Origin of the sequence: Acidovorax sp. NCPPB 3576 (genome assembly GCF_028473605.1) — a bacterium.
GTDB lineage: Bacteria > Pseudomonadota > Gammaproteobacteria > Burkholderiales > Burkholderiaceae_C > Paracidovorax.
In genome coordinates, this window is the sequence record NZ_CP097267.1 from 626,461 (window position 1) to 650,826 (window position 24,366).

Annotated in this window: 25 protein-coding genes and 1 pseudogene; 12 read left to right on the plus strand and 14 right to left on the minus strand. The window is 67.3% G+C overall.

Annotated features, from left to right (window positions below; translation table 11 throughout):
* Positions 1 to 65: 65 nt before the first annotated feature.
* The 5 genes and pseudogenes from M5C98_RS03085 to M5C98_RS03105 all read right to left on the minus strand — a co-directional run bounded on the left by M5C98_RS03085 (position 66) and on the right by M5C98_RS03105 (position 3,716).
* Positions 66 to 1,115 carry an LLM class flavin-dependent oxidoreductase gene (locus M5C98_RS03085; protein ID WP_272550898.1) on the minus strand — a complete coding sequence of 350 codons (1,050 nt, stop codon included), beginning with the start codon at positions 1,113 to 1,115 and terminating at the stop codon, positions 66 to 68.
* A gap of 129 nt (positions 1,116 to 1,244) precedes the next feature.
* A complete protein-coding gene (locus M5C98_RS03090) occupies positions 1,245 to 1,613 on the minus strand; it encodes a DUF1493 family protein (protein ID WP_272550899.1) in 369 nt (122 codons plus the stop codon).
* Positions 1,613 to 2,045, minus strand: a pseudogene (locus tag M5C98_RS03095) (STM2901 family protein). The gene M5C98_RS03090 and the pseudogene M5C98_RS03095 overlap by 1 nt, the downstream one beginning before the upstream one ends.
* A gap of 126 nt (positions 2,046 to 2,171) precedes the next feature.
* The gene (locus M5C98_RS03100) at positions 2,172 to 3,149 is read right to left on the minus strand and encodes a hypothetical protein (protein ID WP_272550901.1); all 978 of its coding nucleotides are present in this window, start codon (positions 3,147 to 3,149) and stop codon (positions 2,172 to 2,174) included.
* An 18-nt stretch (positions 3,150 to 3,167) separates the two neighbouring features.
* Entirely contained in the window at positions 3,168 to 3,716 is a 549-nt protein-coding gene (locus M5C98_RS03105; protein WP_272550902.1) for a hypothetical protein, read from the minus strand.
* Positions 3,717 to 3,994: 278 nt separating this feature from the next.
* Between M5C98_RS03105 and M5C98_RS03110 the strand changes: the two genes are divergently transcribed.
* Genes M5C98_RS03110 through M5C98_RS03120 form a run of 3 tightly spaced genes read left to right on the plus strand, consistent with a single transcriptional unit; the run spans position 3,995 to position 7,346 of the window.
* Positions 3,995 to 5,371 (plus strand): aspartate aminotransferase family protein, encoded by a 1,377-nt coding sequence (locus M5C98_RS03110; protein ID WP_272550903.1) that lies wholly within the window; start codon positions 3,995 to 3,997, stop codon positions 5,369 to 5,371.
* Positions 5,371 to 6,438: a peptidogalycan biosysnthesis protein gene (locus M5C98_RS03115; RefSeq protein ID WP_272550904.1), complete on the plus strand. Its 1,068-nt coding sequence runs from the start codon at positions 5,371 to 5,373 to the stop codon at positions 6,436 to 6,438. Before M5C98_RS03110 ends, M5C98_RS03115 begins: the two co-directional genes overlap by 1 nt.
* Positions 6,435 to 7,346: an arginase family protein gene (locus tag M5C98_RS03120; RefSeq protein ID WP_272550905.1), complete on the plus strand. Its 912-nt coding sequence runs from the start codon at positions 6,435 to 6,437 to the stop codon at positions 7,344 to 7,346. The genes M5C98_RS03115 and M5C98_RS03120 overlap by 4 nt, the downstream gene beginning before the upstream one ends.
* Positions 7,347 to 7,361: 15 nt before the next feature.
* Here the strand turns inward: M5C98_RS03120 and M5C98_RS03125 are convergent, their stop codons facing one another.
* The 9 genes from M5C98_RS03125 to M5C98_RS03165 all read right to left on the minus strand — a co-directional run bounded on the left by M5C98_RS03125 (position 7,362) and on the right by M5C98_RS03165 (position 15,250).
* The gene (locus tag M5C98_RS03125; protein ID WP_442867223.1) at positions 7,362 to 8,618 is read right to left on the minus strand and encodes a DegT/DnrJ/EryC1/StrS family aminotransferase; all 1,257 of its coding nucleotides are present in this window, start codon (positions 8,616 to 8,618) and stop codon (positions 7,362 to 7,364) included.
* A complete protein-coding gene (locus M5C98_RS03130) occupies positions 8,578 to 8,982 on the minus strand; it encodes a DMT family transporter (RefSeq protein WP_272550906.1) in 405 nt (134 codons plus the stop codon). The genes M5C98_RS03125 and M5C98_RS03130 overlap by 41 nt, the downstream gene beginning before the upstream one ends.
* Positions 8,979 to 9,305, minus strand: coding sequence for an EamA family transporter (locus M5C98_RS03135; protein WP_272553130.1), 327 nt, complete (start codon positions 9,303 to 9,305; stop codon positions 8,979 to 8,981). The genes M5C98_RS03130 and M5C98_RS03135 overlap by 4 nt, the downstream gene beginning before the upstream one ends.
* A 59-nt stretch (positions 9,306 to 9,364) precedes the next feature.
* On the minus strand, positions 9,365 to 10,258 hold the full coding sequence (locus M5C98_RS03140) for an alpha/beta hydrolase (RefSeq protein ID WP_272553132.1): 894 nt from the start codon (positions 10,256 to 10,258) through the stop codon (positions 9,365 to 9,367).
* An 11-nt stretch (positions 10,259 to 10,269) separates the two neighbouring features.
* Positions 10,270 to 10,923, minus strand: a complete 654-nt coding sequence (locus M5C98_RS03145) for an MtnX-like HAD-IB family phosphatase (RefSeq protein ID WP_272553134.1) — start codon at positions 10,921 to 10,923, stop codon at positions 10,270 to 10,272.
* Positions 10,924 to 10,993: 70 nt separating this feature from the next.
* A complete protein-coding gene (locus M5C98_RS03150; protein WP_272550908.1) occupies positions 10,994 to 11,920 on the minus strand; it encodes an HlyD family secretion protein in 927 nt (308 codons plus the stop codon).
* Positions 11,917 to 12,666: an ABC transporter ATP-binding protein gene (locus M5C98_RS03155; RefSeq protein ID WP_272550910.1), complete on the minus strand. Its 750-nt coding sequence runs from the start codon at positions 12,664 to 12,666 to the stop codon at positions 11,917 to 11,919. The genes M5C98_RS03150 and M5C98_RS03155 overlap by 4 nt, the downstream gene beginning before the upstream one ends.
* Complete coding sequence (locus M5C98_RS03160) at positions 12,663 to 13,799, minus strand: ABC transporter permease (RefSeq protein ID WP_272550911.1); 1,137 nt, start codon at positions 13,797 to 13,799, stop codon at positions 12,663 to 12,665. The genes M5C98_RS03155 and M5C98_RS03160 overlap by 4 nt, the downstream gene beginning before the upstream one ends.
* Entirely contained in the window at positions 13,796 to 15,250 is a 1,455-nt protein-coding gene (locus M5C98_RS03165; protein WP_272550912.1) for an efflux transporter outer membrane subunit, read from the minus strand. The genes M5C98_RS03160 and M5C98_RS03165 overlap by 4 nt, the downstream gene beginning before the upstream one ends.
* Before the next feature lie 220 nt (positions 15,251 to 15,470).
* Between M5C98_RS03165 and M5C98_RS03170 the strand changes: the two genes are divergently transcribed.
* The 9 genes from M5C98_RS03170 (at position 15,471) to M5C98_RS03210 (ending at position 24,352) form a co-directional block, all read left to right on the plus strand.
* On the plus strand, positions 15,471 to 16,202 hold the full coding sequence (locus tag M5C98_RS03170; RefSeq protein ID WP_272550914.1) for a response regulator: 732 nt from the start codon (positions 15,471 to 15,473) through the stop codon (positions 16,200 to 16,202).
* Positions 16,203 to 16,218: 16 nt separating this feature from the next.
* Complete coding sequence (locus tag M5C98_RS03175; protein ID WP_272550916.1) at positions 16,219 to 17,388, plus strand: sensor histidine kinase; 1,170 nt, start codon at positions 16,219 to 16,221, stop codon at positions 17,386 to 17,388.
* Positions 17,389 to 17,571: 183 nt separating this feature from the next.
* Positions 17,572 to 18,072, plus strand: a complete 501-nt coding sequence (locus M5C98_RS03180) for a hypothetical protein (protein ID WP_272550918.1) — start codon at positions 17,572 to 17,574, stop codon at positions 18,070 to 18,072.
* Between the two features lie 112 nt (positions 18,073 to 18,184).
* Positions 18,185 to 19,234: a dihydroorotase gene (pyrC, locus tag M5C98_RS03185; protein ID WP_272550919.1), complete on the plus strand. Its 1,050-nt coding sequence runs from the start codon at positions 18,185 to 18,187 to the stop codon at positions 19,232 to 19,234.
* 70 nt (positions 19,235 to 19,304) lie between these two features.
* Positions 19,305 to 20,204 (plus strand): NYN domain-containing protein, encoded by a 900-nt coding sequence (locus M5C98_RS03190; RefSeq protein ID WP_272550920.1) that lies wholly within the window; start codon positions 19,305 to 19,307, stop codon positions 20,202 to 20,204.
* Positions 20,205 to 20,208: 4 nt separating this feature from the next.
* Positions 20,209 to 20,946 carry a DUF3025 domain-containing protein gene (locus tag M5C98_RS03195; protein WP_442867224.1) on the plus strand — a complete coding sequence of 246 codons (738 nt, stop codon included), beginning with the start codon at positions 20,209 to 20,211 and terminating at the stop codon, positions 20,944 to 20,946.
* Positions 20,947 to 21,079: 133 nt separating this feature from the next.
* Positions 21,080 to 21,952 (plus strand): protease HtpX, encoded by an 873-nt coding sequence (gene htpX / locus M5C98_RS03200; protein ID WP_272550921.1) that lies wholly within the window; start codon positions 21,080 to 21,082, stop codon positions 21,950 to 21,952.
* Positions 21,953 to 22,151: 199 nt separating this feature from the next.
* On the plus strand, positions 22,152 to 23,726 hold the full coding sequence (locus tag M5C98_RS03205; protein ID WP_272550922.1) for a methyl-accepting chemotaxis protein: 1,575 nt from the start codon (positions 22,152 to 22,154) through the stop codon (positions 23,724 to 23,726).
* 200 nt (positions 23,727 to 23,926) lie between these two features.
* Entirely contained in the window at positions 23,927 to 24,352 is a 426-nt protein-coding gene (locus tag M5C98_RS03210) for a YXWGXW repeat-containing protein (protein ID WP_272550923.1), read from the plus strand.
* Positions 24,353 to 24,366 lie beyond the last annotated feature (14 nt).

Sequence of the window (24,366 nt, forward strand, 5' to 3'; positions counted from 1 at the left end):
AGTCCCCATGGTTCTCGCCGTGCATTCAGAGGTGCGCCAAGCCGATGCACGTTGCCCGAACGCCTTCAATTCATGGGCGTGTGCTGCAGCGTGGGGATGACTTGGGTGCCGAAAAGCCGGAAGGAATTTTCGAAAGAAACCCGGTTTTCTCGGTTACCCGCAAAGAATCCGACGATGTTGGCGGCACCTGTCAGCCTTGCTTGTTCAACGATTTGTTCGATCACTTCGACCGGGGTGCCCGCGATGATGTCGTCCGTCAGGATGGATGGAATCTGCGTTTGCGCCGCTTGGGCATGTTCCCTTGCCTCCGAAGCACTCTGGGCGACGAAGATGCAGCGGCGGACAGCCAATTGCTCAGGGTTGCAGGGCTTGCCCTTCGCGGCCCACACACTCCGATAGTTGTCGAAGAGTTCCTTGATCTGCGGCGTCGCCAAGAAGCCGGTGCATGCCTTGTATCCCCGTTTCGCTACCTCTTGCGCCGAAGTATTGCTGCGGATGGTGGCCCATACCGGCGGTCCGGGCCGCTGGAGCGGCCTGGGCAGCACGGGCAGTTGGTCGAACGACCAATATTGGCCATGGTGAGACAACGTGGGATGGTTCCATGCCTTGTCCAGAATTTCCAGCGCTTCGTTGAACATGGGTGTGATGTCCTCCTGAGCAATGCCGACCGCCTGCGCTTCCTGGGGGTTGGAGCCACGGGCAACGCCTACTTCCAGCCTTCCCCCGCTCAGATGGTCCAACATTGCCACCTCTTCCAAAAAGCGCCATGGATGCCATAGGGGCAGGACCCAGCCCAACACGCCGATGCGCAAATTTTGTGTTCTGACTGCGAGTGCGGCGGCGAGGATGCCAGGACAGGGGGAAATCCGGGCGCCGCTGAAATGGTGTTCGCTGAAAAATATGCCATGAAAGCCAAGATGTTCGGCTTCGGTCCACAGTTTGAGGCGCCACGCGAACTCTTCTTGAAATGCGTCGCGGCAATGGGTGGCCGCAGAGGGATCGGCGGATGTATTGAGCTGTTCGAAGATCCAGGGTTTTATGGTGGTTTTAAGATATCTGCATGAAGTTGAGGTTTTTTCGGAGGGCCGTTCAGACGTGGAAAGTGAGTCGTACATTCTTAAAAAAGTCGGGAGGTAAGCGTATGGAATGATTGCGAAAAGGAAACGGAAGCGCTCTCACTCGCAATCGCGTTGATCATTTCCTTATAAACCTGCGGCTAATCGCGCTCCCTTGGAAGATTTGGATCAATCTGCATGTGGTTCTTCAATTTTCTTAGCGTCCCACCGTTTTAATTCAACGGCTTTGGCGAGCATTCCCAATGTGAGTGGAACTTTTATCACCTCTTTTTTTAGCTTCGCTCGAAAGCCAGGAAAGGGCAGTAGCAGCATTTTGAAGGGATTCAAACCTTCTCCATTAAAGTATCTTTGGAAATCGAATGCCTCGTAATCTACTTCGAATTTATCAAAGAACTTCTCCATGAAATCTACTGCGTCATCTCCCGTGATTTGCAGATCGTCCTCAATTGTTGTGAGTTGATTTAGGATTTTGCTCGGAAAAACGCCGGATTCTCTTCTTGCGAAATCCTCTAATTCTGCAACAAGATTTCTTTTCATTAGAAAACCCTATCCTCTTCTTTTGCAATTGCATTGTAGGCGCGCAAAGATTCAGTGGAGATTCTGTAGGCGTCATAAGCCAGCATAAAAACCCCAATCACTGGGATTGATCGTCCTACAAATGTACCTATATTTTTAACGAACAGCACCTTTAACTGGAGCATGCTCTTCCAAGTGATTGTTGGAAGGATTTTGTATTTCAGTTCAAAAGGAAGAGCTCTTCTTGATACAACAGAAGCAATAGATGTTCCTTTGGTAGCGCCACCAAATTTCCCCCGAGTAGGAAGCATAGGGTAACCTGCAATAATTGCTCCCAATACCGTAACGTCTTCTACGCCGAAGTGTCGTGCTGCGGTGTCTACAAAAGACTAGAAAGAATAGTTCCTGAGGTTCCAGTTGTTCATGAATGCCAAAAGTATAAATGTTGCTCAATCTAACCTCCGTTGTTATGGACGGTTTTTTCACATCTAAAAATTAGCGCTACTCAGCACCATATCAAATGCTGGTAGAGGAATTTCTAAGAGTTTTCAGTTGATCTATACGATCACTTGATTCATTTCAAAGAAATGAGGATACATTCTCGCGCGCAATCGCGTTGATCATTTCTTCATAAACTTTTATCACTTTTTCGTAAGCACCAGGCTTCTCTTTCAACATGCTTTTTACGTAGTCCATCCTGCTGTCTGAACATTCGACGCCAGAAGCGCAGCGGCTGGCTACGTCAAATTCGGTCGAATTGCAATTCAAGCCCAAGCCACAGGGAAGAAGGTATATGGCAAGGCCCACATCGGTATCAGAGGCGAGTGGGTAAAAATGATCGTTGAATTTGTATCCGCGTGCTCCTGTATCGGGGTCAACCTGCAGCGCTATGCGCGGACCTATATCTTCGATAACCATGGGGTCTTGGGTTGCAAGCAGTTGGGTCAATGCTGATTTTCGATTTTGTCGTTGCTCTTCCTTATTGTTTCCGGGGCTGTTGATCTTTTCTAGGAAATTTCTTTCCGCGAGAAGCAAGGGATCTTTCTTTTGCACGCCCTCTGATTTGACTTCGGCGATTCTACTGTCAGATAATTCACTCGCTAGGAAGTTTGCGCACTGGGCGCGCAAAATATCGGCCGATTTGGAGATGGAAGTGTAATCTGAATTGTTTTTATTAGCGCTGTAGGGCGTTTGTACTTGCTTGAAATATTTTCCGTCTGCAGTAACGCTTTTACATTGAGATAAGGCGTGGGCTGCGTAATAAGTACCACCCAATTCCGGATGTTGCATTGCGTATATCACGAATGCACGAAGATCTTTTGAATCGTTATATCGATTTAAAATCTGAGAGGATAAAGCCGCCTTTTTCGATGGACTTTCGGGCAACTTCTGCCAAGATTCGTTAACGTTCACCACAATTTCCGAATGCGAACTTGCACGTTCATGTGCGCTGTTTACTTTGTAAGCGGGCGTGGATTCTGGGACTGCATTGGTGACCTTTAAAGTGACAGCCACTGCAATGATCCCTATCACTGAAATTGCGGCAAGCCTTTTCATATTTTTGTGCATACTTTGTCATCCCTCATTGCATTTGCGGTGGCTCGGCTTATTGGTATTGATCGAGTCGGGGAATGGAGTGTCTATCAGCTTGATTGATGAATATTTGTAGCCCGGATTAATGGCCCAGGTTTCTCTACTGCCGTCCGCGTAAGAAACGGTAAATCCGTTGTAGGTAACGCCATTCATTGAAATTTTGAAATCCCTGGCAAAATCTCGGTAAGAGTCTATCGTTCCAAGGTTTGTCATGTAATTGAACACCTCTTGGGCCGCAAGCCAGCGATTGGTCACGTCCGAGTTCCTTGTCGTGCTTTTAGCGCCTGAACTGACCCGCGCCACACAGACGCTGGTCCCGCTTTCAATGGCTGACATCTGCGCCATGATGTCAATGCTGTCACCCAAAACAACCGTTCCATAAAAGCCTGGGCCGCCGAAAAACCCTGTAAGGGGATCTGGACTCGCTATCACGGTTACATCCGGTAGAACCGGTTCGTCAGTGAGTCCAGCGGACGAATGCGTCAGCCCGAAAAAAGCAATGAACGGATGGCATAGGTATTTGATTTTCATTTTCCTCCCTTGTTAAATCGGTCGTTATCGACTTTCCGAAGGGCGGAATTATTTGTATTGCTGCGATTCTCGTCAATCGCTATTGTGTAACAGCCTAGTACGTAACATCGCTGGCATGTCGCAGCCCTGGCATAGCGTCCATCAAAGGATTGATATCCACGGCCCCCTCGTAGAAGGCCGTGACGCTCCACGATTTGCGCACAAACGCTCGATAGACGGTCAAGGTTGGGTGTTCAGACTGCGCTGCAGATGAAACCCCCTCCTGGAGCCTTTCCGACATGAGCCAAGACAACGCCCAACTGCTGGCCGACGAAGCAAAGTACTGCTCGTTCGGCGACACCGTCCACTACGTCAACCCGCCCAAGATCTTCGACGGCTGCGAGGGCAGCTACATGTACGACGCGCAGGGCACGCCCTACCTCGACCTGCAGATGTGGTATTCGGCCGTGAACTTCGGCTACAAGAACAAGCGGCTGGAAGAGGTCATGATCCGCCAGCTGCAGACCCTGCCGCAGGTGGCCAGCCAGTACCTGCACCCCACGAAGATCGAGCTGGCGAAGTTCATCGCCCAGGACGCCGAAGCCAAGTGGGGCAACGCGGGCCGCGTGCATTTCAACGTGGGCGGCGCGCAGGCCATCGAGGATTCGCTCAAGGTGGTGCGCAACGCCACCGGCGGCAAGAGCCTGATGTTCGCCTTCGAGGGCGGCTACCACGGCCGCACGCTGGGCGCCTCCAGCATCACCTCCAGCTACCGCTACCGCCGCCGCTTCGGCCACTTCGGCGACCGTGCGCAGTTCCTGCCGTTTCCGTACCCGTTCCGCCGCCCCAAGGGCATGACGGCCGAGGAATATTCGGAGTCGCTGGTCAAGGAGTTCGCCCGCAAGTTCGAGAACGAATACCACGCCGTGTGGGACCCCAAGACGCGCCAGTGCGAATACGCGGCCTTCTACATCGAGCCCATCCAGGGCACGGGCGGCTACGTGGTGCCGCCGGCCAATTTCTTCAAGGGCCTCAAGAAGGTGCTGGACGACCACGGCGTGCTGCTGGTGGTGGACGAGATCCAGATGGGTTTCTGGCGCACCGGCAAGCTGTGGTCGGTCGAGAACTTCGGCGTCAAACCCGATGTGCTGGTGTTCGCCAAGGCGCTGACCAATGGCCTGAACGCGCTGTCCGGCCTGTGGGCGCGCGAGGAACTGATCAACCCCACGATCTTCCCGCCGGGCTCGACGCACTCCACCTTCGCCTCCAACCCGCTGGGCACGGCGCTCGGCCTGGAGGTGATGAAGATGACGCACGAGATGGATTTCGGCGCCCAGGTGCGCGACAGCGGCGCCTACTTCCTGGAAGGCCTCAAGGACCTGCAAAAGCGCCACAAGGAGATCGGCGACGTGGACGGCCTGGGGCTGGCGCTGCGGGCCGAGATCTGCACCGAAGACGGCTTCACGCCCAACCGCGCGCTGCTGGACAAGATGGTGGACATCGGCCTGGAGGGCAACCTGGAATACCAGGGCCAGAAGCGCGGCCTGGTGCTGGACGTGGGCGGCTACTACAAGAACGTCATCACGCTGGCGCCGTCGCTGATGATCACGCGCCCCGAGATCGACGAGGCCCTGGTGCTGCTGGAGCAGCTTCTCACACGCGCCAAGCGCAGCTGATGCCCTGGCGCAACCCGCTCGAGCCGCAGGCGCTGGCCGGGCATTTCGCCGCGCACCCGCCGCAGGGCTTCACGGTGCTGCAGGGCCTGCCGGTGCCGGCCTTCGTGGCGCCGCTGGACCTGCTCACCACGGCGGACGATGCGCTCAAGGCCCGGGTGCGGGCGCTGCCGCTGTTCGCGCGCTGGTCCCGCTGGCTGCGGGTGGCCACGGGGTTCGTGGGCACCACGGTGACCGAATACGCGCCGCTGCCCGCGGATGGCACCGCGCCCGAGGCCCTGGCGCAGGCCGTGCGCGCGGGGCCGGGGCGGCGCTTCGCGCTGGCGATCATCAAGGACCTGCCGCAGCAGTCGCCCCTGCTGTCCGATGCCGACAACGCCTACGCGGCCGCCCTGGCGCACGCTTGCGAGCGCCAGGGCTTCGTGCTGGTCGAGGGGCAGGCGCTGGCCTACGTGCCCATCGACTTCGCGAGCATCGACGACTACCTGGGCCGCCTGTCCGCCAGCCGGCGCCAGAACCTGCGCCGCAAGCTGCGCAGCCGCGCGGGGCTGTCGGTGCGCCGCATCGCCACGGGCGAGGCCTTTGCCGACGACGCGGTGGTGGATGCCTACTACGCGCTGTACGAAGCCGTTTATGCGCAGAGCGAGGTGCACTTCGACCGGCTCACGCGCAACTTCTTCGCCGCCGTGCTGCGCGATGCGTCCAGCGGCGGCGTCGCCTTCGAGTACCGCCACGCCGGCACCGGCGAGCTGCTGGGCTGGAACCTGTGCTACGTGCACGGCGGCCGCCTGGTGGACAAGTACATCGGGCTGGCCTACCCGGCCGCGCGCGAGGCCAACCTGTATTTCGTGAGCTGGATGGAAAACCTCGAGTACGCGTTGGCGCAGGGGCTCACGCACTATGTCGCCGGCTGGACCGACCCCGAGGTCAAGCGCAGCCTGGGCGCGCGCTTCACCTTCACCCGCCACGCGGTGTACGTGCGCCAGCCGGTGCTGCGCGCGCTGGCGCGGCGATTCGCCGGGCGCTTCGAGAGCGACCGGCAGTGGCGCGACCGGGCGGAGGCCGCATGAGGCCGGCTGCCTGGCCGCCCATCGTGCTGGACCTCGACGGTGCCGTCGGGGCGCTGCCGGACGAGCGGCGCATCGATCTGGCGCAGGACTGGCACGAGGCGCTGCGGTTCGGCTGCGGCCTGGCCCGCATCCGGGCCTTCGGCGGCCTGCTCGATGCCCGGCTGCCGGCCTTCGGCCACCACGGCCCCGTGTTCATGGGCAGCGGCGATTTCCACCACCTGAGCTGGCCGCTGATCGCCCGCTGCATCGCCGCGCGCGCGCACACCGCCGCGCGGCCCCTGCGCGTGGTGGTGCTGGACAACCACCCGGACAACATGCGCTTTCCGTTCGGGGTGCACTGCGGCTCGTGGGTGCGCCGCGTGGCGATGCTGCCGCAGGTGTCGCACGTGCACGTGGTCGGCATCACCTCGGGCGACATCGGCGTGCGCCACGCGTGGGAGAACTACCTCGCGCCGCTGCAGGCCGGCCGGCTCACCTACTGGAGCGTGGGCGTGGACACGCGCTGGGCGCGCTGGCTGGGCCTGCAGGCGCGGTTTCGCAGCCTGCCCGATGCCGATGCACTGGCCGCCACCATGTTCCGCGTGCTGTCGGCCCACCGCCAGCCCACGTACCTCAGCATCGACAAGGATGTGTTCTCGCCTTCGGTGGTGCGCACCAACTGGGACCAGGGCGTGCTGGGCTCGCACCACGGCGCGGCCTTGATCTCCGCGCTGCGCGGGCAACTGGCGGGCAGCGATGTGACGGGCGAGGTGTCGGTTTACCGTTACCGAACGGCATGGAAGCGATGGCTCAGTGCGGGCGACGGCCAGCAGACGGCGCAGGCCGATGCCGCGCTGCCGCAGTGGCAGGCGCAACAGGTGGCATTCAACCGTGTGCTGCTGGGGCAGCTGGAGATGGCGGCCGACTGAAAGTGCAATGGTGGTTTATGCCTGGGCGGCCCGCTCCAGCGTGGCGCAGACCTGATCGAAGCCCGCATCGTCCAGCCAGGGGCTGTTGCTGATGGACAGCACCCGCGCCGCGAAGCTGCGGGCGTGGGGCAGTTCCGCCGCCCCGCCCTCCGCCGAGACCAGGTGGGCATAGCGCCCGTAGTCGGGCAGCACCTGCACGAAGGGCACGCTCACGCCCAGCCCCGCGCCCCACAGGGCCGCCAGCGCGGTCTCGCGCGCAGCGGCATGGGGCAGCAGCACCAGCAAGGTCGGCCAGGTGCCTTGCGCGCCGCTGGCGGCCGCGCTGTCGTCCAGCACCCGCAGCCCCGCCATGCCACGCAGCCGCGCCACCCGCGGCGCCGCACGTGCCTGCGCCGCCGCCAGCCAATCGGGCAGGCGTTCCAGCGCGCGCACCCCCACGGCTTGCCGCCAGCGGCCCACGCGGTGCAGCGGAATGCGCGGCGAAAAATCGTCTCCCGCAGCGCCCACGCGGTCACCCCGCGCCAGCGCCCGGCGCAGCGGCGCGCCGTAGGCCAGGGGCAGGGTGGCCGGGCGGTAGAGCGCGGCATACGCCAGCAACTCGGCGCTGCGGCGCAGTTCCCACAAGGCATGGCGCGGCACGATGCGGCGGCTGGCGCGCACGCACGCGGCCCGCAGCACCGTGTCGGCCACGACGAGTGCGCCGCCTTCGAAAAGCGTCAGCCCCTTGCCGACGGCCAGGCTGAAAAAAGCGATGTCGCTTCCGGTCCCCACGCTCGCGCCGGCCACACGCGCGCCGAGGGCCTGTGCGGCGTCTTCGATGACCCATGCGCCGGCGGCCCGGGCCAGGTTGCGCACGCTGGCCGTGTCCACCACCCGGCCCGCCAGGTGCGTGGGCAGCACCGCCAGCGTGCGGTGGCCGCACAGCGGGTCGAGCTCCGCCAGGTCCAGGTCGAGCGATTCGGGGCCCAGGTCGCACAGCCGCAGCTTGAGGCCGCAGTGCGCCACTGCCAGTGCCACCAGCGGGCAGGTATAGGCCGGCACCACGACTTCGTCGCGGTCGGGCGCCAGCGTGCGCAACGCCGTGAGGGCGACCACCAGCGCCGCCGTGCCGGAGCATTCCACCTGCACGGCAGGCACGCCCAGAAAGCGCGCGAGCGCGCCGCCCAGGTCGGCATCGCCGCATGGCAGCAGATCGGCCCATCGCAGCGGCAGGCCCGCGGTGGGCGGCGCCTCACGCGCCATCGTGCGCCAGCGCCGGCCCGGGCTCGGCATCGGCCTCGCTGCGCGCCAGGCAGGCGATGCCGCCCAGGATGAGCGCGGCCCCTGCCACCTGCGGCCAGCCGATGGGCTCGTTGAACCACACGGCCGAGATCGCCAGCACCGAGACGACTTCCAGGTGCGACGCGGCGAACGCCGGGCCGATGGGGGCATGCTCCAGCAGTGTCATCCAGGTGAAGAACGCCCCCAGGTAGCCCACGAAGGCCCCGTAGATCCACGGGTGCCCGAAGACCCGCACCAGCCAGCCGGCGGACAGCTCCAGCGGCAGGGCGTGTTCGCCCGCGAGCTTGAAGCTGATCTGCGCCAGCGTGTCGAACGCCACCAGCGCGAGGAAGCCGATTGCGTAGAAGCGCTTCATCCGTGCAGCCCCACGACGGCCACGCCGGCCGACACCAGCAGGATGCCAGCCACGCGCATGCGCGAGAGCTTCTCGCGGAACAGGAACCGGCCAGCCACCATGACGGCCACGATGTTGATGGAGCCCAGCAGCACGCCGTCCGACAGCGGCACGAGCGAGAGAAACGCCAGCCACACCAGGAACTCGGCCACGTAGCAGCCCACGCCGATCCACAGCCACGGCCGGCGTGCCATGAAGGCCCAGCGGGCCAGGCCGCTGCCGGCGCGCGGGTCGGCCGTTGCCGCTGCCTTGAAGGCCAGTTGCCCGCCCGTGTCCACTAGCATGTTCAGCGCCCAGAGCGCCGCCACCAGCGGCGTGATGCCAGCCCCGGCCCCACCCGGGTTCACGGCGTGCCTCCGCGGGCGATGTGCTCCGCGAACGCGACGGTGCGCGCCACGACGGCGCGGCGCTCCCGGTCGATGGTGATCATGTGGTAGCTGTCGTCCAGCAGCACCAGTTCCACCGGCGCGTACCGCACGCCCTGCACGATGGCCTGGGCGTTGCCGGCCGAGGCGATGTCGTCGTGGCGCGCATGCAGCACGAGGCAGGGCGAGCGCACGGCATCCAGGCGACGGCGCACGTGGGCCGCCAGTGCGCGCATTTCGATCACCGACCACCAGGGATTGCCTGGCAGGCCGGCGGCGGCGCTGTCGCCGGAGTTCATCTGGGCCACCACGCGCTCGCGCAGCGCCGCGTCCTTGATGCCGTAGGGCGGCTGCTCCATGAAGACCCGGTGCCGCCCGATGCCGAGCGCGCGAAACAGCGGCAGCAGGAACGACAGCCGCGTGTACGCGGGCATGCTCCAGCCGTCGTAGCGGAAGGTGGGCGACAGCGCCACCACGCCGGCCACCTGCGCCGGGCGATCGGCGGCCAGCGCCAGCGCCAGCACGGCGCCCATCGACAGGCCGCACGCCACGAGCCGGCCGCCGGTCACCAGCGCCAGCCGGTCGGCACCCCGCTGCACGCTGGCGTGCCAGTCCTGCCAGCGCGTGGCGACCAGGTCTTCCTGCGTGCCGCAGTGGCCGGCCAGCTGCACGGCCAGCACGGTGAAGCCGGCGCGGTGCAGGCCCTTGGCCAGCAGGCGCATTTCGTTGGGCGTGCCGGTCAGCCCGTGGATCAGCAGCACGCCGGTGCCGGCGTTCGGGCCGTGCCCGCGCAGCAGGTATTCGTGCTGCGTCCCAGGAACGTCGGGGCGGGCCGCAGCGTCGCCCAGGGGGAGGGCGGTTTCGCGGGACATCACGGCGGCGTTCATGCCGCCAGTTCCAGCGCCACGGGCTGCGGCAGCAGGGCCAGCGCCTGCGAAAAATCGGTGAACGCCGCATGGGCGATGCGGTTGTCCACGCAGTGCTGGATGAGCTTGTACTTGGCCAGCACGAAATCGGCTTGGCCGGACACGCAGAAGTCCGAGGTGCTGTCGCCCACGTACAGCACGCGGCCATGCCGCTCGCGCTGCTCGGCCAGGCGTTCGCATTTGCAGTTGCCGCTGGCGCGCGTGCACGCGGCGCTGGCCCATGGCGACTGCAGCTGCCAGCTGCGCGGGCCGGTCTGCACCAGCCGGTTGGCGATCACCGGCAGGTCGCCCAGGCCATGGCGTTCCAGCACGGCATGGATGGCGTAGTCGATGCCATCGCTCACCACCTGCACCGGCATGCCCCGCTCGCGGGCTGCGCGCACGAAGGCACCGAAGTGCGGGTCCACCGCGATGGTGGCCAGGTGCGCGTCCAGTTCGGCGCGGTCCATGTCGAGCAGGGCCACCTGGCCCTTCATGCATTCGCGCGAGCCGATCTCGCCGCGCTCCCAGGCGGTCTCCAGCGCCTCCCAGCCGTCGCGGCCGAAGCGCTGCAGCAGGGAGTCGGTCACGTCTTCGGTGCTGATGGTGCCGTCGAAATCGCATTGCACCATCCAGCCCGAATCGGTGGCGGGGTGGGTGGCATGGCGTGCATCGACCAGGGCGATGCGGTGGGTTTGGGCGTCATTCATGGAAGCTCACTCTCACGTTCTGTCCGACCCGCGCGGTGGGCGCCTGATCGAACTCCAACACACATTCGACGATGCGCACCGGGCCGCGCTGGGCGTCGTCCTGCAGCCGGCCGGTGCCCAGCACGGGGCTGATGCGCACCACATGCGCCGGTGGCAGCGCTGCGGGGGCGATGTCGCCGTCGGTGGTCACGGTGGCCCGCTGGCCCACGTGCACCTGGGCGGCGTAGCTTTCGTTCAGTTCGGCCCGCACCACGAGCGCCCGGTGCGGCAGCAGCACGATGGCGGCTGCGCCGTTGGGCGCCAGCGGCGCGCGCTGGCCGGCCTGGGTGCCCACGCGCACCACGGTTCCATCCTCGGGCGCATGCAGCTCCAGCCGGGCGCGCTGCGCCTGCACCTGGGCCAGGCGGCTGCGGGCCACCTCGGCCTCGGCCTGCGAGACGGCGAGATCGGCTTCGGCATCGCGCACGGCCTGCAGGGCTTCGTCGGCGCGCTGGGGTTCTGCGGCGCCTGCGGCCACGGCCTCGGACAGCCGCGCGGCGGTGCGGCGCAGGGCCGGCAGGCGCTGGGCGCGCGCCTGGTGGCGGGCCTGGGCCAGGTGCAGCTCGGACTGGGCGACGGCGGCCTCGGTGCCTGCGGCATCGCCCGCCAGGCGCAGCAGCAGCTGGCCGCGCTGCACGGCCTGCCCTTCCTGCACGGCGACGGCCTGGACCAGCCCCTCCTGCGCGGGCGACAGTTCGAGCAGGCCGCCCGGCACTTCGATCTTGCCGCGCGCAACGGCCACCTGGGCGGGGGACGGCGGCTCGGCCGCAACGGCCGAGGGCAGGGGCTTTTCGTTGCAGGCGACCAGCAGCATGGCCGCGGCAAGCATCGCAGGCAGGAGGCCGAGCAATGACGGAGGGGAAAGGGGCAGGCGGGTCATGGGGTTTTCGTGGTCGGGGGCGCTTCGGGCTGGCGCCAGTCGCTGCGGATGGCGCCGTCCTCCATGCCCAGCACCCGGTCGGCATGGCGCACCAGTCGGGGGTCGTGGCTCACGCACAGCACCGTGGTGCCGTGCGCATGCGCGATGCGGTGCAGGATGTTGATCACGCGCTGGCCGCTGTCGGCATCCAGGGCACTGGTGGGCTCGTCGGCGAACAGCAGTTGCGGCTCCTTGGCGATGGCCCGCGCGATGGCCACGCGCTGCTTTTCGCCGCCCGACAACTGCGCGGGCCGCATGTTGGCGCGGTGCGACAGGTCCACCTCGTCCAGGGCGCGGCGGGCGCGCTTTTCGCTCTCGCGGTCGCTCATCCCCAGGTAGCCCAGCGGCAACTGCACCTGCTCCAGCGCCGTCAGCGCGGGAAACAGGTTGAAGCCCTGGAAGACGAAGCCCGTGTGGTGCAGCCTAAAACGCTCCAGGGCGCGCACGCTGAGCGCGCCCAGGTTTTCGCCCAGCGCGATGGCATTGCCCGCATCCGCCCGCTGCAGGCCGGACAGCAGCGACAGCAGCGTGCTTTTGCCGCAGCCGGAGGGGCCCGAGATGAGCGTGAGTTCGGCCGGGTAGATGGACAGCGTGAGGCCTTCGATCACCTGCACCTGCACCACCCCCGACACGAAGGACTTGTGCACCTTCACGGCCTGCAGGCTGGGCGTGAGGCGGTGTGCTTGGGTGGCGGTGTTGCCGTTCATCGCAGGAGCAGGGCCGGATCGGCCCGCAGCAGGCCACGGATGGCGAAGAAGCCCGAGAACAGCGCGACGATCCCCACCAGCACGGCGCAGGCGGCCGCCACGCGGGGCGTCATGGCGACCGGCACGCCATAGGCGGCGGCCACGCCCAGCAGCGCCGCGCTGGTGGCCCCGGCGACCAGCAGGCCCAGCCCGCCGATCCAGCAGGCCTGCTCGATCACGAGCCGGCTCAAAGCGCCGCGGCTGGCGCCCAGGGCGTTGAGCACGGCGTATTCACGCGCCGTGCCGGCCACCACGCCCATGAGCGACTGGCTGGTGACCACGGTGCCGACGAGGCACACGACGATCACCATGAACAGCACGGCCACGCCGGCGCCGGTGTCGAACATCCAGTACAGCTGCGACCGGCGGGAGAACTGCCGGGCCGTCCACACCTCGAACGGGCCGAAGCCCGGGCCGCCGTGCGACAGCCGCGCCTGGGCGGCCGAGGCCTCTGCCGGGCTGCGGGTGCGTGCCACCACATAGGTGCTGCCAGGCGCGGCTTCGGCACCGGCGATCTCGCGTGCGGTGTCCAGCGAGGCGAGCACGTTCACGCCGCCCAGGCCGCGCAGGCCGTCCACGGCGGCGGCCACGCGCACCGGGTGGCTGTTGATCCACGCGGTCTGGCCGACCTGCACGCCCAGCGTGTCCAGGTCGGATCGGTCCACGATCACTGCGCCGGGCTCGCGCAGCGCATCGCGCTGCCACGGGGCGATCAGGCGCGCGAACAGCATGCCGTCGGGCGCGCTGCGGATGCCCGAGACATAGACCGAGATGCCGCCCGCGCCCGCCTGGGCGCTGCGCCAGTCGCCATCGACCCAGAGGTAGGGCTCGACAGCGGCCACGGCCGGGTCCATGCGCATCCGGCTTTCCACGTCGCGGCCGATGGCTCGGCCGAAGTTCACGCTCTGCGTGCCCGGGTATCCGGCCCAGAGGTCGGCCGTCGAGGCCCGCACATAGACGGCGGCGCTGCCGAAGATGCCCAGCACCAGCGCGGCCTGCACCATCAGCAGCAGGCCCGAGAACCCCACGGCGAACACCGCCGGCACGAACCGGCGCCATTCGTGCACCAGGGTCTTGCGGGCCAGTGGAATCATGGCCGGGCCCCTGCGATGCGGGCGGTCGTGGTGAGCGCAGGGGCCGCCTCGGCCGTGCCCTCGGGCGGCGGCAGCGGCGCGCCGCCCAGGGCTTTGTAGAGCGCAACGAAGGCGAGGGCGCGGGCGTCCTGTGCCGTGCGCCATTCCGCGGCGGCTTGCAGTTCGGCGCGGCGCTGCGGCAGGCTGTCGTATTCGCTGGCCAGCCCGAGGCGGATCTGCGTCTGCCCGGCGGCGGCCCGCTCGCGCAGCAGGCCACGGGCCTGGTCGAGCGCGTCGGCGCGGGCCTGCTGGGCAGCCATTGCCGCCAGCGCGCCTTCGGCCTCGGCCACGCCGTTGTTCACCGCCTTCCGGTAGCCGATGAGTGCGGCGTTCATGGCTTCCTGCCGGGCCTGCACCTGCATGTTCCGGCGGCCCCAGTCGAACAGCGGAATGTCGATGACGGGCCCCAGGGCCGGTGCGTTTTCGCTGCGCGTGCGGAAATGCTGGGTGATGTTGTACGAGTACAGCAGCGAGCCCATGAGCGCGATGCGCGGGTACAGCTCGGAGCGCGCCAGCCCCAGTGCGGCGGCAGCCTTGTTCACCTCGGCTTCGGCGGCATGCACATCCGGGCGCGTGCGCAGCAGATCGGCAGGCAGTTCGGCCAGTGCGAACGGCGCCAGCGTGGGTTCGGGGTTGCCCGGCGCCGTGGCGCTCCAGGCGGGATCGGGGACGGAGCGGCCCAGCAGCACGGCCAGGGCCTGGGCGGCGCGGGCGCTGGCTTCCTTCAGTGCGGCCTGAGCGGCGCGGGCCTGCGCCGCACGCACGCGGGCCTGAGCGATTTCATCCGCCGGGCCCAGGCGGGTGCGCAAGCGCACCTCGGCCAAGGCGGCGCTGCGGTCGTCGAGGGCGGCCATCTGCGCCAGCGATTGCGTCTGGCGGCCGGCGGCACGCAGATCGAGGTAGTTGCGCACCACGTCGGACACGACCGCCACGCGGATGCCCTGGGCATCGGCCCCGGCCGCGTCCAGTTCGGCTTCGCCGGCCCGGCGCGTGCTTTCGCCTGCGCCGAACAGGCCCAGCTCCCAGACCATGTCCAGGCTGGCGTGAAAATAAGTGTCGGTGGCTGAAATGTCCTGCAGCGACCGGGCGCTGGCACCCAGCGACGGCCGGAACTGCAGGGCCGCGCGGCCCGATTGCAACCGCGCCTCGCGCAGCCGGCTGGCGGCCTGCGCCAGGTCGAGGTTGGTGGCGAGCGCCTCCTGAACGAGGGCGTCCAGCGCCGGGTCGTTGAATGCCTTCCACCAGGAGCGCAGATCGGCCGGGGCCGCACCCGCCGGCGCCGGTTGGGTCCATGCCGGCGGCACCGGGGCGGTGCCCTGCAACGAGGGCGCATCGGCGCCGCCCAGCGCGCTGCACCCGGCCATCAGGACGGACAGCGCGGCGCAGGACAGAATGCGAAAGGGGCGTTTCACGCGGGCAGGGCTTCGAAGAGGGGGGCGGGGGAGTCGCCCGGGGCGGGGCTTTCTGCGGGCATTGGGCTCGCCAAAATTCGCGCAGCCGTGAATACCGTGTGGAGAAAACGTGGAGACGCGCCCGGCCCGGCGCCGCGGATGCCGGATGGATAATTGCCCGGCGATGTGCCGCCCTCGGGCCCTCCCCGGGCCCCGCGCCGTCGCCTTAGCCACTGCTGCCATGAACAGTCCTGCCCCTCTGCCCGGTCCGCTTGTCCTTGTGGTCGAGGACGAGCCCGGGATCGCCAGCATCCTCACGGCCTATCTGCAGCGCGACGGCCTGCGGGCGCAGCAGGCGGGCAACGGGCTCGACGCCCTGCGGCTGTTTCGCCAGTTGCGTCCCGACATGGTGCTGCTGGACATCCACCTGCCCGGCATGGACGGCCTGGACGTGCTGCGTGCCATCCGCGAAGAGAGGCAGACGCCGGTCATCATGGTCACCGCGCTGGCCGACGACATCGACAAGCTGCTCGGCTTGCGTCTGGGAGCCGACGACTACGTGGTCAAGCCCTTCAGCCCGCCCGAGGTGGTGGCCCGTGTGCGTGCCGTGCTGCGCCGCACGCGGTCGCAGGAGGCGCCCAGCACCACGCCGATCCGCGTGGGCCGGATCGAGATCGACCAGCAGGCCCACGCCGCCCTGGCCTATGGGGAGGATGGCCGCGCGGTGCCGCTGCCGCTCACGCTGACCGAATTCAGGCTGCTTGCCTGCCTGGCGGCGCAGCCCAAGCGCTGCTTCTCGCGCGGCCACCTCATCGAGCATTGCCTGCCCGAGAGCGACGCGCTCGACCGGGTGATCGACTCCCACCTGTCCAAGCTGCGGCGCAAGCTGCAGCAGGCCGGGCAGGGCGAGCTGATCGAGACGGTGCGCGGCATCGGCTATCGCCTGTGGCCCGGCGAGTCCGCCGAAGGCTGACCCAGGCCGCCACGCCATGCAAGGCTCCATCCTCGATCGCATCTGGGTCCGCTTCGGGCTGTACATCGCCGGGACGCTGCTCGCCACCATGGGCCTGCTGGCGGCCAGCGTGGTCGTGTTCTCCGAAGTGCAGTACCGCGACTTCTACCGCAGCCTGCCGGCCAGCGTGCAGCACGAGCTGGACGAACTCAACGACCACGACCAGGAGGACAGCCCCCAGGCGATGGCGATCTACGGGCAGTACTGGCGCGGCGACCTGCTGTTCGGCGAGAAGTGGTCGCTGGTCGTCGGGCTGGTGGTGTGCCTGCCTTTCGGGCTCGCGGTGGGGTTCTGGGTGTCGCGTCTCGTCACGCAGCCCGTGGCCTCCATGGCCGAAGCGGCCACGCGCGTGGCGATGGGCGACTTCACCGTGCGGGCGCAGCCGGGCCGCTACAAGGGCGAGATGGCCGAGATGGTGGGCCACTTCAACCAGATGACCGATGCGCTGGAGGACATGGCGCGCGAGCGCCGCGCCACGGCCGCCTCCATCTCCCACGAGCTGCGCACGCCGCTGACCGTGCTGCGCGCGCGCCTGCACGCGATCTGCGACGGCGTGATCGAGGCCGATGCCGCCGAGTCGCGTGCACTACTTGAACAGGTGGAATACCTCGGTCGCCTGGTCGGCGACCTGCACACCCTGTCGATGGCCGAGGCGGGCCAGCTATCGCTCAAGATGGCGCCGCAGGACCTGGCGGAACTGGTGCGCGAAGCGCTGGCCAGCCACGCCAGCCGCATCGCCGAACACGGCGTGGCGCTCGACTTGCAGGTACCGCAGGCCCCACGCGCGGCGCTGGTGAATGCCGACCCCGACCGCCTGCGGCAGGTGCTGTTCAATCTGGTGGAGAACGCGCTGCGCCACGCGGGCGACGGCGGCTGGCTGGGCGTGGCGGTCGAGGCAACGGCCACGGGTGTCGCACTGCGCGTGAGCGATGCCGGGGCCGGCCTGCCGCCCGAGATGCTCGCGCGGCCGTTTCGCCGCTTTCCGCACGCGCCCGGACACGGGGGAGAGGGGTCGGGACTGGGCCTGTCCATCGTCCATGCCCTGGTGGTCCGTCAGGGCGGCACGGTGGAGGTGGACAACCGCCCGGAAGGGGGCTCGTGCTTCACCGTGCGGTTTCCGGCCGTGGCGCCCCATGCGATGGCTTGAGGGAGCCGCTACTGCCAGCGAGCCGCCCAGCGGACCGAAGACGTCCGGGAGTCTGTCCTACGGACCCCGCTGCCAATGGCCCACAGCCCGGGCCGGACGCCATTTATAGGATCGGGGCTTGTTGCAAGGACGGGGCATGCCACCCGATCCTTCGGCTTCCCATTTACCGATCCTGTCCGACCCATGAACGCTTTCCTCAAGACCTTTTCCGCTGCCGCCTGCACCGCCTTGCTGCTCACCGCCTGTGGCGGTGGCAATGACGACGATCCCACACCGAGCGACCAGCCCGGCGTGCTCACGGTGAGCAATGCCACGGTCTCGGGCCTGAACGGTGTTTACGGCGACGGCACCATCAACCTGACCGACGTGGAAAAGAAGAACCCCGTCGGTTCTTCGCCCGAAGTCTGCAGTTTCCGCTTCGACGGCGCCAAGAAGGTCGGCTCCAGCGACCAGGCCTCGGGCGACGTGCGCTACCAGCCCAATGCAGGCAGCCTGTACATCGCCTTCCTCACGTTCTCCCAGCGCGAATTCAGCGCCACCGACTGGAGCGATACCACCGTGTCGCGCGACGCCAACCAGGTGCGCCTCCTGAGCAAGACGCTCACGGCCACCGATGGCACGGGCGACCGAATCACCGTCTCGGGCATCGTGCCCATGCGCGGCAACCGGCCTTCCGGCTGCTGACCAGAACACCCCCAGGCAACCCCCTCGCCCCAATGATTTGGGGTTTACCCTGTCCATCCTTCCGGGTGGGCAGGGTTTTTTCATGGCCCGGTGCGATGGGACAATGGCGGCCATGACCGCTGCCCACTCCCCCGACACCCTCACGATCACCCGCCCGGACGACTGGCACCTGCACGTGCGCGACGGCGAAGCGCTGCGCACCGTGGTGCCGCACACCGCGGCCCAGTTCGGGCGCGCGATCATCATGCCCAACCTGCGCCCGCCCGTGACCACGGCGGCCCTGGCCACGGCGTACAAGGCGCGCATCCAGGCGGCCGTGCCGCCCGGCGTCGCCTTCGAGCCGCTGATGACGCTGTACCTCACCGACAACCTGGCGCCCGAAGAGATCGAGCGGGCCAAGGCGGCGGGCGTGGTCGCGCTCAAGCTCTACCCCGCCGGCGCCACCACCAACAGCGATGCCGGCGTGACCGATCTGCGCAAGACCTACCCCACGCTGGAGGCCATGCAGAAGGCCGGCCTGCTGCTGCTGGTGCACGGCGAGGTGACCAGCAGCGACATCGACCTGTTCGACCGCGAGGCCGTGTTCATCGAGCAGCAGCTCATTCCGCTGCGCCGCGACTTTCCGGAACTGAAGATCGTCTTCGAGCACATCACCACCCGGGACGCGGCGCAATACGTGCAGCAGGCCGACCGTTTCACCGCGGCGACCATCACCGCGCACCACCTGCTCTACAACCGCAACGCGATCTTCACCGGCGGCATCCGCCCCCACTACTACTGCTTGCCCGTGCTCAAGCGCGAAACGCACCGCGTGGCGCTGGTGGAGGCGGCCACCAGCGGAAGCGACAAATTCTTTCTGGGCACCGACAGCGCGCCGCACCCGGCCCATCTGAAGGAGCACGCCAGCGGCTGCGCCGGCTGCTACACCGCCCATGCTGCGATCGAGATGTATGCCGAGGCGTTCGACCACGCGGGCGCGCTCGACCGGCTCGAAGGCTTCGCCAGCTTCCACGGCCCGGCGTTCTACGGCCTGCCGCGCAACCAGGGCACGATCACCCTGCGCCGCGAATCGTGGACGCCGCCGGACAGCTTCGCCTTCGGCGAGGCCGAACTCAAGCCGCTGCGCTCGGGCGAGTCGCTGCCGTGGCGGGTGGTGGGGTGAACGCCACCGCACGCCCGGCGTGCCTGCTGGCCGTGACGGCCGTGTCCATACATCTTCAGCGAGGCCATCCATGACCGCTTTCTTCATCGATGCCGACAACCTGTGCGCGCCCGCCTGGGTGGAGGAAGCCTTTCGCACGCTGGAGCAGCACGAGGGCAGTGTGTCCCTGCGCCGTGCATACGGCAGTGCCGACAAGCTCAAGGGCCTGGGGGAGGTGCTGCGCACCCGCATGATCCGGCCCTACATGAACCTGTCGCTGACCAAGAACACGACGGACGTGGCCCTGGCGGTCGATGTGATGGAGCTGTCCTATGCGCCGTCGCGCCCGTCCACCATCGCGATCGGCTCGGGCGATGCCGACTTCGTGCCGCTGGTGCTGCGGCTGCGCGAGCGCGGGTTCCGGGTGGTGTGCCTTTCCGACCGCGGCAAGATGGCGCCCGAGGCCGTCAATGCCTACGACCAGGTGTTCCTGGTGGGGCAGGAGGGCGAGCCCGTCACTGAGGCCCCCTCCGCCATGCCGGTGACCGCACCACCGGCCCCCCGCAGCCCCGCGGCCAAGAAAGCGCCCGCGCGCAAGGCCACGCCCCGCAAGGCCGCAGCGCCCAAGCCGGCGGCGCCGCCTGCGCCCGCCAAGAAGGCGCCTGCCAAGAAAGCCGCGGCCAAGAAGGTGGCATCCACCTCTACCGCTACCTCCGCTTCTGTCTCAGCGACCGGAGCGGCAGGTCGCGCCAGGGCGGGTTCGGCGGGCTCCGGCGAGGCCGTCAGCGTCCGGCACATCCTGGACCACGCCCCCGCCCTGAAGGCCGGGCAGTGGCAGCCCCTGGGCGACATCGTGAAGCTGCTGCATGACGCCAAGCTGCTGGGCAAGAACACGGCATCCACCAAGCTGTTCAAGAAATTTCCCGACCAGTTCGAGCTGAAGCCCCAGACGCAGCCCAACGCCGTTCGCTACCTGCCTGCGGCCCGCTGAATCCGTGGACGCGGGTGCTCGCGGCACGGCGCCGCCCTGGCTGCAGCCGTTCGAGGGCACGGGTCCCGCGGTCCGTGCGGCGTGGCGGGCCGGCATTTCCTTGCCGGACGCGCTGAACCGAATGCCAGGGGCCGCCCGGCGGTTCGTTCCGCAATCGGCGCTGCCGGCGGGCCGGGCCTACGAGCCATTCATCTTCGACACCGGCACTGTCCCCACGCGCGACAACCTGCACGACTTCTTCAACGGCCTGGTCTGGCTGCGCTATCCGCAAGCCAAGCGCCGGCTGAACGCGCTGCAGGCCCAGGCCATGGCAGCGACGGGCGTGGGTGCGGTGCGCGGGCCGCTGCGCGACGCGATCACGCTCTTCGACGAAAACGGCGCGGTGCTGTTCGCCCCCGCGCCGCTGTGGCAGGCGCTGGCGGCGCGCGACTGGCGGCGGTTGTTCGTCGATCTGCGGCCACTGTGGCAGCACGCGCAACTGATGCTGTTCGGCCATGCGCTGCTGGAAAAACTCGAATCACCGAGAAAACCGATCACGGCGCACGTCTATCAACCGCTGATTGCTATCGAATCGGTAGCGGATGTGGATGCCTGGCTGGCCGGCGCGCTTGATGCGGCGCATTTGGCCGCCAAGCCCTTCCTGCCGCTGCCGGTGCTGGGCGTGCCCGGCTGGTGGCCCGAGAACGAGAACTTTTGCTTCTATGATGACTCCCTCGTATTCCGCAGCGCGCGCCCCGCATAACAAACCACACCAGGGCCATCGCAACGCTGCAAGCACGGCTTGAACGCCTGCGCATCACCCCCACTTTCCGGTTTGTGACAGCGCGTTCCTGCCGCTGTCACACCCCCCGTATCCCTTCGTGGAGAACCCTTCGATGAAACGAATCGCGCTTTTCTTGTTGACCAACGTCGCCGTCGTGGTGGTGCTGGGCATCGTCGCCAGCCTGCTGGGCGTCAACCGCTTCCTGACCGCCAACGGCCTGAACCTGGGGGCGCTGCTGGGCTTTGCCTTCATCATGGGCTTCGGCGGCGCCATCATCTCGCTGCTGATCAGCAAGCCCGTCGCCAAGTGGAGCGCGGGCGTGCAGATCATCGACGGCACCGGATCGGCCGATGAGGCCTGGATCGTCGAGACCGTGCGCAAGTTCGCCGACAAGGCCGGCATCGGCATGCCCGAGGTCGGCATCTTCCCCGGCGACCCCAACGCATTCGCCACCGGCGCCTTTAAGAACAACGCGCTCGTGGCCGTGTCCACCGGACTGCTGCAAGGCATGACGCGCGAAGAGGTCGAGGCCGTGATCGGCCATGAGGTGGCCCACATCGCCAACGGCGACATGGTGACCATGACGCTGATCCAGGGCGTGATGAACACCTTCGTGGTGTTCCTTTCCCGCGTGATTGGCTATGCGGTGGACAGCTTCCTGCGCAAGAACGACGAAAACAGCTCCGGCCCCGGCATCGGCTACTACGTCACGACCATCGTGCTCGACATCCTGCTGGGCTTCCTCGCGTCGATGATCGTGGCCTGGTTCAGCCGCCAGCGCGAGTTCCGGGCCGATGCCGGAGCGGCGCAGCTGATGGGCCGCAAGCAGCCCATGATCAATGCGCTGGCCCGCCTGGGCGGCGCGCACCCGGCCGAGCTGCCCAAGAACATGGCCGCCCTGGGCATCGCCGGCGGCATCGGCAAGCTGTTCAGCACCCACCCGCCGATCGAAGAGCGCATTGCCGCGCTGCAAACGAACGCCTGAGGGGTGAAGCGACCCGGCAGGCGGCCATTTCAGGCAACCTGCCCACCAAAGAGCGGCCGGAGCGATCCGGCCGCTCTTTTTTTGCGCTTGTATCAAGTTGTCAGAACCGGTGCCGATACTTACCATGGACCTCCCCATGCGCTTGGTGGACCGCCGGCCGCCCGATCGTGCCCGCGCTCCGCCCTCACCGGTATCTGACATGACACTGCACAACGCCCGCCTCTCCCTGCGCCTTGCCCTGGCTTTCGGGGTCATCTGCCTGGTCATGTCCCTCGCTGCCGCGGTGGGCATCTGGCGGCTCATGGAGTTGCAGGACATCGCCGACGGCCTGGGCGGCCCCGCGGCCGAGCGCGCCCTGCTGGCGCGTGAGCTGCATGCCATCGTCGTGCTGAGTTCCTCGCGCGCCGAAACGTTGCTGGAAATCGACAACCCCGCCTACGCCGCGCGCATCGACGCCGACCGCAAGGCCACTTCCGCCCGCTCCACCGAGGTGCGCAAGCGGCTCGAAGAACTCGCGGTGGACAGCGAATCCAAGCGCATCTTCGATGCCATCGACGCGGCGGGCAACGCCTTCCGGGGGGCGCGCGACGATCTGGTCAAGCGGCGCAAGGCCGGGGAAACCCTGCCGCCCGATGCGGTGGGCAAGCTGCTGCGCCCCGCGGCCGACCGCTACGCCGCGGCGGTGAACGACATGGCCGACTACCAGCGCAAACAGGTCGAGGAAGACCGCGCCGCCGCCGCCGCCAGCGAACGCCAGGGCATCGCGCTGCTGGTGGGCGGGTCGGTGCTGGGGCTGCTGCTGGCGCTGGTGTGCGCGGTGGCGCTGTCGCGCTCCATCCTGCGGCCGCTGTCGCATGCGTCCACTGTGGCGGACCGCATCGCCGAGGGCGACCTGACTTCCACCGTGCCGGCCATCGGCGCCGGCAACCGCGACGAGGTGCGGGCCATGCTGGCACGCCTGGATGGCATGCAGGCCCGCCTGGCCGGCCTGGTGGTCGGAATGCGGCAGGCCAGCACCTCGGTGGCCGGCGCCAGCGCAGAGATCGCGGCCGGCAACTCGGACCTGTCGGCGCGCACCGAGCAGACCGCCTCCAACCTGGAGGAAATCGCGGCCAGCATGGAGGAGTTGCTGTCCACCGTGCGCCACAGTGCGGATTCGGCCCAGCAGGCCACCCAGCTGGCCGTGTCGGCCAGCGGCGTGGCGCGGCGCGGGCGCGATGCGGTGGAGCGCGTGGTGGGCACCATGGACGGCATCGCCCAATCGTCGCGGCGCATTGCCGACATCACGAGCGTGATCGACGGCATCGCGTTCCAGACCAACATCCTGGCGCTGAATGCCGCTGTGGAAGCGGCCCGCGCCGGCGAGCAGGGCCGGGGCTTCGCCGTGGTGGCGAGCGAAGTGCGCAGCCTCGCGCAGCGCTCGGCCACGGCCGCCAAGGAGATCGGCGGGCTCATCAACGACAGCGTGCGCCAGGTGGCCGAGGGCTCCCAGCTGGTGCATGCGGCCGGCGGCACCATGGGCGAGATCGTCGATTCGGTCCAGCAGGTGGCCACCATCATCGGCGAGATCAGCACCGCCACGCGCGAGCAGAGCACGGGCCTGGGCCAGGTCGGCGAGGCCGTGAACCAGCTCGACCAGATGACGCAGCAGAACGCCGCGCTGGTGGAGGAATCGTCCGCTGCGGCGCAGGGGCTGCGCGTGCAGGCCCAGCAACTGGCCCAACTGGTGGAGGCGTTCCGATTGCCTGCGGGCTCGGCGCTCGCGATGCGCTGATCCGCCAAGGCGCGACGCCAGCCTTCGGACTCGCGCGGCGGCCGCGGCCGGTGCAGTCATCGATTGGGCCGCCCCTGATCGCCGATTGCGGTCCCCCAGCGAGGGGCCGGCGCTTTACCGGGGATTTACGCCGGCGCGTCAACAGGGCACGCTGGCGCAGGCGTTGAGAACGCATCAGTCACTCTCTCGGACCGGTGCCCATGCCTTCTTCCCATCCTGTCACTTCTTCTTCCAGGCCCGCTGTCGGCGGCCTGGCGGCGGCCCTGGTGGCCGCCGCTGCCTTGTCGGGCTGCGTCGTGGCCCCGCCGCCCCGCCCGGTGGTGGTCGCGCCCCGCACCGTGGTGGTGGAACCGCCGCCGGCGCGCGCTGTGCTGGTGGAGCCCGCTCCCGCCGTGGTCGTGGCACCCACCGCGCCGCCTGCGCCGTATGTCGAGACCATCACCGTCGCCCCTTCGCCGGTGCATGTGTGGGTGGGCGGATTCTGGGAGTGGGGCGGTGGCCGCTATGTCTGGCGGCCGGGCCACTGGACCACGCCGCCGCGCCAGGGCGTGGTGTGGATTCCCCACCATTGGGAACCGGGCCCCGGCGGCTGGCACATGCGGCCCGGCCACTGGGCGCCCCGCTGAGGCGCCACGCCCAC

Coding starts and splice junctions, on each gene's coding strand:
- M5C98_RS03085 (WP_272550898.1), bottom strand. CDS start 1,115: ATGTACGACTCACTTTCCACGTCTGAACGGCCCTCCGAAAAAACCTCA.
- M5C98_RS03090 (WP_272550899.1), bottom strand. CDS start 1,613: ATGAAAAGAAATCTTGTTGCAGAATTAGAGGATTTCGCAAGAAGAGAA.
- M5C98_RS03100 (WP_272550901.1), bottom strand. CDS start 3,149: ATGAAAAGGCTTGCCGCAATTTCAGTGATAGGGATCATTGCAGTGGCT.
- M5C98_RS03105 (WP_272550902.1), bottom strand. CDS start 3,716: ATGAAAATCAAATACCTATGCCATCCGTTCATTGCTTTTTTCGGGCTG.
- M5C98_RS03110 (WP_272550903.1), top strand. CDS start 3,995: ATGAGCCAAGACAACGCCCAACTGCTGGCCGACGAAGCAAAGTACTGC.
- M5C98_RS03115 (WP_272550904.1), top strand. CDS start 5,371: ATGCCCTGGCGCAACCCGCTCGAGCCGCAGGCGCTGGCCGGGCATTTC.
- M5C98_RS03120 (WP_272550905.1), top strand. CDS start 6,435: ATGAGGCCGGCTGCCTGGCCGCCCATCGTGCTGGACCTCGACGGTGCC.
- M5C98_RS03125 (WP_442867223.1), bottom strand. CDS start 8,618: ATGCCGAGCCCGGGCCGGCGCTGGCGCACGATGGCGCGTGAGGCGCCG.
- M5C98_RS03130 (WP_272550906.1), bottom strand. CDS start 8,982: ATGAAGCGCTTCTACGCAATCGGCTTCCTCGCGCTGGTGGCGTTCGAC.
- M5C98_RS03135 (WP_272553130.1), bottom strand. CDS start 9,305: ATGCTAGTGGACACGGGCGGGCAACTGGCCTTCAAGGCAGCGGCAACG.
- M5C98_RS03140 (WP_272553132.1), bottom strand. CDS start 10,258: ATGTCCCGCGAAACCGCCCTCCCCCTGGGCGACGCTGCGGCCCGCCCC.
- M5C98_RS03145 (WP_272553134.1), bottom strand. CDS start 10,923: ATGGTGCAATGCGATTTCGACGGCACCATCAGCACCGAAGACGTGACC.
- M5C98_RS03150 (WP_272550908.1), bottom strand. CDS start 11,920: ATGACCCGCCTGCCCCTTTCCCCTCCGTCATTGCTCGGCCTCCTGCCT.
- M5C98_RS03155 (WP_272550910.1), bottom strand. CDS start 12,666: ATGAACGGCAACACCGCCACCCAAGCACACCGCCTCACGCCCAGCCTG.
- M5C98_RS03160 (WP_272550911.1), bottom strand. CDS start 13,799: ATGATTCCACTGGCCCGCAAGACCCTGGTGCACGAATGGCGCCGGTTC.
- M5C98_RS03170 (WP_272550914.1), top strand. CDS start 15,471: ATGAACAGTCCTGCCCCTCTGCCCGGTCCGCTTGTCCTTGTGGTCGAG.
- M5C98_RS03175 (WP_272550916.1), top strand. CDS start 16,219: ATGCAAGGCTCCATCCTCGATCGCATCTGGGTCCGCTTCGGGCTGTAC.
- M5C98_RS03180 (WP_272550918.1), top strand. CDS start 17,572: ATGAACGCTTTCCTCAAGACCTTTTCCGCTGCCGCCTGCACCGCCTTG.
- pyrC (WP_272550919.1), top strand. CDS start 18,185: ATGACCGCTGCCCACTCCCCCGACACCCTCACGATCACCCGCCCGGAC.
- M5C98_RS03190 (WP_272550920.1), top strand. CDS start 19,305: ATGACCGCTTTCTTCATCGATGCCGACAACCTGTGCGCGCCCGCCTGG.
- htpX (WP_272550921.1), top strand. CDS start 21,080: ATGAAACGAATCGCGCTTTTCTTGTTGACCAACGTCGCCGTCGTGGTG.
- M5C98_RS03205 (WP_272550922.1), top strand. CDS start 22,152: ATGACACTGCACAACGCCCGCCTCTCCCTGCGCCTTGCCCTGGCTTTC.
- M5C98_RS03210 (WP_272550923.1), top strand. CDS start 23,927: ATGCCTTCTTCCCATCCTGTCACTTCTTCTTCCAGGCCCGCTGTCGGC.